General features: G+C 33.1%; 6 protein-coding genes. 5 read left to right on the top strand and 1 reads right to left on the bottom strand.

What is annotated here, in order from left to right; all coding sequences use genetic code 11:
• Positions 1-30 precede the first annotated feature (30 nt).
• The 5 genes from DWX28_RS18845 (at position 31) to DWX28_RS18825 (ending at position 4,910) form a co-directional block, all read left to right on the top strand.
• Positions 31-600 carry a hypothetical protein gene (locus DWX28_RS18845; protein ID WP_118254690.1) on the top strand — a complete coding sequence of 190 codons (570 nt, stop codon included), beginning with the start codon at positions 31-33 and terminating at the stop codon, positions 598-600.
• Positions 601-783: 183 nt separating this feature from the next.
• The gene (locus DWX28_RS18840; protein ID WP_118254688.1) at positions 784-1,257 is read left to right on the top strand and encodes a DUF3990 domain-containing protein; all 474 of its coding nucleotides are present in this window, start codon (positions 784-786) and stop codon (positions 1,255-1,257) included.
• The gene (locus DWX28_RS18835; RefSeq protein ID WP_118254686.1) at positions 1,235-1,678 is read left to right on the top strand and encodes a hypothetical protein; all 444 of its coding nucleotides are present in this window, start codon (positions 1,235-1,237) and stop codon (positions 1,676-1,678) included. The genes DWX28_RS18840 and DWX28_RS18835 overlap by 23 nt, the downstream gene beginning before the upstream one ends.
• Positions 1,679-1,876: 198 nt before the next feature.
• Positions 1,877-3,844 carry a P-loop NTPase fold protein gene (locus tag DWX28_RS18830; RefSeq protein WP_118254683.1) on the top strand — a complete coding sequence of 656 codons (1,968 nt, stop codon included), beginning with the start codon at positions 1,877-1,879 and terminating at the stop codon, positions 3,842-3,844.
• Positions 3,845-4,136: 292 nt separating this feature from the next.
• The gene (locus DWX28_RS18825; RefSeq protein WP_158565350.1) at positions 4,137-4,910 is read left to right on the top strand and encodes a toll/interleukin-1 receptor domain-containing protein; all 774 of its coding nucleotides are present in this window, start codon (positions 4,137-4,139) and stop codon (positions 4,908-4,910) included.
• Here the strand turns inward: DWX28_RS18825 and DWX28_RS18820 are convergent.
• Entirely contained in the window at positions 4,887-6,302 is a 1,416-nt protein-coding gene (locus DWX28_RS18820) for an SIR2 family protein (protein WP_118254679.1), read from the bottom strand. The two genes, DWX28_RS18825 and DWX28_RS18820, sit on opposite strands and share 24 nt — an antisense overlap.
• Positions 6,303-6,419 lie beyond the last annotated feature (117 nt).

Genomic DNA, 6,419 nt, shown 5'->3' with positions numbered 1-6,419 from the left:
ATCCGGAAAGACTGATCTGCTCTTAGCGGAATGCGTGGTCAGATGAGCCGGAATTTGCAAATTGGGATTATAAAAGAAGAATTAAAAAAGGAAAAAATTTCTCTTTCTGATGCTATAGATGAAAATTTTTTCAAAAAAAATAAAGAAAAATTAAACGCAATATATAAGAAGGTTCCCGGTGATTTTAATACAAATTCGATGACATTATTTTCAGGAGCGTGTACTGATAATGTACGTCAATATATTTACAACCCAGAATTATATGGTTATATTCATTGTTACTATAAAAAATCAGGTTGTCTGTTTATGGGGGATTATGACGCATCAGGAAAGGAAAAATGGAAGCAATTAGAGGAAGCATATGAGCCATATTTGAAATATATCGGATGTGTTCAAATTCCACATCATGGATCCAGGCGTAGTTTTAATTCGAAATTACTTAATATAGACGCAGAATTTGTCATTTCAGTAGGATATAAAAATAGATATCATCATCCAAGTGCTGAAGTCGTTAAAGAAATTGTTTTACATAAAAAATGGCCCTGGATTGTTACGGAAATTCCGAAAAGTATAGTTGGTGCAGAAGTGGAATTAGGATGATTTTTTTGCTGACGCTGTAAAAGACAATATTTGTTCTTTCCATATAAATATAGTATACTAGAATATATCCAGGAAATGTAATAAAATTCAGTATTTGACTGTTTTTATTTATTGCATTACGAAAATTATACAAAAAAATTTCATGCTAACAGGATTTTTTGACAAATTGTGAGGTGTAAACAAATGGAATTGTATCATGCAAGTAAAGAAATCGTCACATACCCAGAGATACGAAAAGCAAAATATACAAAAGATTTTTCGTGGGGATTTTATTGTACGAATAATATGAAGCAGGCTATTCGCTGGGCAAATCGAGGTATTGGCGAGCCAATAATTAATTACTATGATTATGAACCGAATGAAGAATTAAAAATACTGAGATTCCCAGAAATATCAGATGATTGGCTTGATTTTATTGCACAATGCCGGAGTGGTAAAACTCATACATATGATATTGTAGAAGGTCCGATGGCAAATGATACAGTATGGAATTATGTGAACGATTTTTTGACAGGACGCATAAGCAGAAGACAGTTTTGGGTACTGGCAGAATTCAGACATCCGACTCACCAGATTAGCTTTCATACACTTTCTGCACTTGATTGTCTGCATTTTATAAAGAGCGAGGTAAAATATGAACGAAAAGGAACGGAATGACTATTTTTATGTATGTGCGTTGATTGAGTATATTGCACGCGAAACCAGAAATCATCGTGGCGATATTGTAAGTGCGATTGGCGAGGCAGGGATAGAAAAGCTTTTATATGATGCGGAAGTAAATCATTGTCTCAGTTTTGAGCAGGTCAGCGATGAAGTAATCGAGTACTATAAAATACATCAGGGAGATTTTGATACCATTTCGGGTTGCAATTACTCCATACCGAGTTTCCTGGATATTGGAAAGCTTTACAGTATCATGATCGAAGACTGTGCAAAAAAGGGAGAAGAAGTAAAAGAACTGATGAAAATTTTCTCGTCCTTTATCAGTGATGAAATATCCGATTTCAATACAGACCTGTATTATCAGAATCCCGATTATCTGGAATGGTCGTATCGGGAGGGAAGACTGCTGGAGTAAACAGATGATATCAGACCGGAAACTTTATAACAGCATATTTTCCGGCAGAGAGGAAGGCCTGCTTTTCTGTACCGCAAGGAGTAGAGAATATTAAAACGAAATAGTATTTAAGGGCAGTGTCTGATTTTGGGGATGCTGCCCTTGATTGTATGTTAAAATCTATTAAACAATATGGAAAGATAAAGAGGACAAAGACCGATGAACAAACAAGAGATACAACAGGTAGTAGAAAGCTATATAAAAAATGAAAATGCCCGATATGCATTACTGATCAGCGGTGTGTGGGGCTGTGGAAAAACCTTTCTATACGAAAACTATCTGGCTGATGCCATATCGGCCTTAGAAGTTGGAAAAAATAACAGAAAGACAAACATTTATATCTCACTGTATGGAATGAACTCTATTGAGGCATTGTCAAAACAATTACTATCTAACTACTTGATTTATGCAAAAGCCAACGGAAACGATATAGTAAGAAAAGGAGTAAAGGCAGTATCGGGGATTTTAGGGGCTGCAAGCAGAGCATTTTCGTTTTCAGCAGGTGCTGTTTCAATGGATCTGGAAAAATTAAACGAACTAAGTACGACAATTGAAGTAAAAGATCTGGTAATATGCTTCGATGATCTGGAAAGATGCAGCATATCCATCAGTGAAGTGTTTGGCTACATAAATAATCTGATAGAACATTGCAATTGCAAAGTGATTATTCTGGCAGACGAGGACAATATAGGGAAAACTTATGCGAATATAAATGTTGAGCAAAAATATCAGACAATATTAACCGGTGGAAGAAAGGTGATTCGGGATAAACCTGAAGATAAAACCAAAAGGACTGATTTAGCAACGGATGAATTAACAATGAAAGAGCTAAAACAGTTAAACGAAACCTTATATTCAGAAAATTATATTTACCGTGATATAAAAGAGAAAGTTATTGGGAAGACCTGTAAGTATACTCCGGGAATTGAAGAATCATTAAAAGATCTGATCATGGGGAATGCAAAAAGTAAAGGGTATCTTGAAGAGGGTAAATACAGACAGTTCTTAACAGAACATATGGATAAAATAGTAAATGCATTTCATGAGGCTGGGAATAACAATCTCAGAGTGGCCGCAATGTGGATTGATCTGTTTGAAGAAATCTATAAAGTGACCTGTAAAAATTTCAATGAATCTGAGTATTATGAAGAAATTGTTGCCGACTTTTTGAGATACAGCATCTGGATAGTAGTCGCAGACAGAGATAATAAAACGCTCATAAGTAATCTGTCTTATTATGGAGATCAAAAATATGTTCATTTTGAAAATCATAAATATACTTACACAGCAGAATATTTTTTCGTTAATAAATATATGAGAAATGCATATCTTGATGAAGCAGAATTAGTAAAAGCGGCAAGAGATATTGAGAAACGATGCAAACATGAAAAGGGATATAAGAAACAAACTATAAAATCACAGGGCGAGACCTGTGCCAGACTTTATGAGTGGAAACTTATGGAGGACGATGAAATAAGAAATTATATTAAGCAAATGCTGAAAGAATTAGAGGAAAACAAATATGCATACGAAGATTATTCTAATATCCTTATATTATTGATTATGTTCCAGAAGTATCATTTATATAAAGGCGATATTGCCGCAATTCAAAGTAAAATGCTTTCCTTTATTGATACGGATGAAAATGTGCAGGAAGAAAGACGTATACCGTTATCATTTTCGGATTCAGAGGTTGAAGAAAAGTTTAAATTCTTCTATGATCCAATCGCAGAAAAAAGAAGAATAAGAAATGCATTTCTGGAGAAGAAAGAAATTGAAGAAGAAAACGCATATGAAAACGCACAGAAATTCCTGGAAAAATGTACCGAACGCGAAGAATATTATCTCGGGCATAAATCCTTTATGGAATATATCGACCAGGAAAAACTGATGAAATTAATAAAAAAGAGTACTGCACGGGAAATATATGCAATAGTTGAAGCGTTTAAGGCAGTATACTACATGGGAAATTTAAATGATTTTTATGTTTCAGATATAGAAATGCTGACACGATTAAAAAACTCTTTGACAGAGTATAATAAAAATAATGTGGAAAAAATTACAAACCATTTAGCGGTAGAAGCATTGATTGTGAAAATCGAAAATGTATTGGAAGGTTTGAGGTAGAAATCCTTTAATATTTGCTAAAATCCCATCTTTGACAGTTAAAAGATTAGGATTCTGCTATCGAGAGGGCAAAAAAGAGAGTGGCATTGTTACAGACATTTGTTATGATGGATCAGATTTTTTGTAGAAGTATGTCGAAAGAAAGAATGCCTGTTTCGATATACCGAATTATAAAAACTTCGCGAAGTGTGGTATAATAAGACAATGCAGATATATAAGGATTAATATATATGATATGCTTTTACCAGTAACGATAATTAGCAGTTATCTATTAAACTATTGGAGTATTTATATGAATATCGATTTTTTCATCTCACATAGTAAGGAAATGAAATCCGTTTTTGTCATACCACTTATGCAATCGTTATCTGCTCTTGGATTTAATGTTTGGATTGATCGAAATGGAATAGTTACAGGACAGAATATCTATAGTAAAATCAAAGAGGCTGTTACTAATTCAACTTACTGTATTGCTGTTATTAATCAGGAATTTTTGACTCGTTCATGGCCTTTAGAAGAATTAAATTTATTTCATTCAAAAGAGAAAAAGGACCAAACGATTATTATTCCTGTATATGTGGACATTGACAAAAATATAGTTTATGAGAAAATACCATGGCTTGAAGGTCGGGCTTTCGAAAAAATAGATATAAAGCATTTTGCTGATAATGATCGCATAGAAATAATATGTAGAATTGTAGGAAGATATTATAAAGACCGCATTTTAGAGTTGAATCCTAATAAGTTAGAATATTCTTCATTATATAAATATTCTTTTCCATGCAAGGAATCGTTATTAACGCTGCTAGAGAGAAGAGAATATTTCTTATACGATTTTCGCATTGCAACTATCGAACTTTGCAATATAACGGGTGTGGTAAATGCGGTTTATAGCGCACTTACCTCTAAACCCAATAAATACATGAGTATTTCAAATAATCTTAGCAATATCCTGAGAGGTTTTTGCTTTAATCCAAATTACGAACCCACTTATAATATATATATTTCGATATTATATTCACTTCATGTGATATTAGAAGAATTAAAAATTCTTTTGGATTCTTGATAAAATTTTCATAATGGAACAAATTATTTTTGCGGGATCCGTACTTTCACGAAGCACAGATTCTTCAGATTTTAAATAAGGATAGTCATTTATATGTACACAAACTTCATCCCAAATTTGTTTTGCAACGTATCCAGTAGAACCTATCGGAATAATATATGCATTAGCTTTTTGAGCTATTTTAAATTCCTGATAAACGCCATCCGTTAAAACTACACCTTTCTCGGAAATTTTATTACCAAACATGAAGATTGCAATGCCTGCATTTTTAAATATTCCCTCACGATATGTGGTTACTAACTCTTTGTAATCGTTTCTATTCTTGTCCTCATAAGGAAATGCTTTAATCATAAGGTGTTTTTCAAGTTTCGACACATTATTTTGGCATTCTTCTACAATAGCACTGATGACATAACTTCCTATTCCACGAGCATGTCCTGTGATAATTTTATAATGTTTTTGATATAGTTCTTTGACTAAAGCTCGAATAAACTGAGGGGCGGTATATTCCCATGCTGTACCATATTCATGAGCTGCACCTGAAATAAAAATGCTATTACATTTAGTTTCTCTTTGAATGTCTGACAATATATGGGGTATCTGAACATAATTATCTATTAAGACTGCTTCAATACCGTAACGCATTAAATCATGTATACGTAATTCTTGTTTGTTTAAATCATAATAAAATTCGTCTAAATCATCATATTTTTCTTTTTGTATTTTTTCCAACAGACAATAATGTGTACGTCTATTTGCATCCAGAAGATTTCTGATTCTACTGAGGATATATTTCAAATTAGGATCTTCAAAACTAAATCCAATAAAAAGAAAAGTTTTGGATACTAAATCACCTTGTAAAGCAGTAGTAAATAATTGCCTTTTTTCATTGTACAGTTCATAATCATCTTTCGTTATCACGCATGTTGAAGGGTCTAGATAATCTCCATGCATTTTATAGACAATTGCATCGCTTTCTGATAGTGTAGTAGAAAGATTTTGCGACACCATCTTAATATCTACTCTTTTACCATGTTTTCTTAAAATATCCTCTAGTAAATGGTCATAATTTGTTGTCCAGTATGTTTGTATAGGCATTTCAGCCAGCAAATTAATGCTACTATTCTCTTGAGATTCAGTGATAAAACGATTTAAAATTTTAGCATTTAGTTCACTTCGGCCTCTTTTTTCATTACAGTAATATTGTGCAACTTCTACTAGATCTGTTTCTTTGTCAACATCCAAATGAATTTCTTCTGCCAGTTCTCTTAAAAGTTCTTTCCAATTTACAAAACCAGACGGGCGGGACAAACCTGCTCCTGCAAAAATAGCTGCATAACCTTCTTGAATTGCTTTAACATACTGTCGTTTAAAATCTGATACGGTTGCCATTTTATTCCTCTTATCGTATAAAAATTTAATAGATAACTGCTAATTATCCCACATAATCCGTTACTGTTCAAGGGTTAGCTGGACTTAAGAAGACCGATGGTGTAAACTGGTAATAGT

Source organism: Blautia sp. AF19-10LB (assembly GCF_003461245.1).
GTDB classification, from domain to species: Bacteria; Bacillota; Clostridia; order Lachnospirales; family Lachnospiraceae; genus Blautia_A; species Blautia_A intestinihominis.
This window is presented reverse-complemented; position numbering and strand designations above follow the sequence as displayed.

Bases quoted from the DNA above. Each gene is read 5' to 3' on its own strand.
- DWX28_RS18820 (WP_118254679.1), bottom strand. From the start codon at position 6,302: ATGGCAACCGTATCAGATTTTAAACGACAGTATGTTAAAGCAATTCAA.
- DWX28_RS18835 (WP_118254686.1), top strand. From the start codon at position 1,235: ATGAACGAAAAGGAACGGAATGACTATTTTTATGTATGTGCGTTGATT.
- DWX28_RS18825 (WP_158565350.1), top strand. From the start codon at position 4,137: ATGAATATCGATTTTTTCATCTCACATAGTAAGGAAATGAAATCCGTT.
- DWX28_RS18830 (WP_118254683.1), top strand. From the start codon at position 1,877: ATGAACAAACAAGAGATACAACAGGTAGTAGAAAGCTATATAAAAAAT.
- DWX28_RS18845 (WP_118254690.1), top strand. From the start codon at position 31: ATGCGTGGTCAGATGAGCCGGAATTTGCAAATTGGGATTATAAAAGAA.
- DWX28_RS18840 (WP_118254688.1), top strand. From the start codon at position 784: ATGGAATTGTATCATGCAAGTAAAGAAATCGTCACATACCCAGAGATA.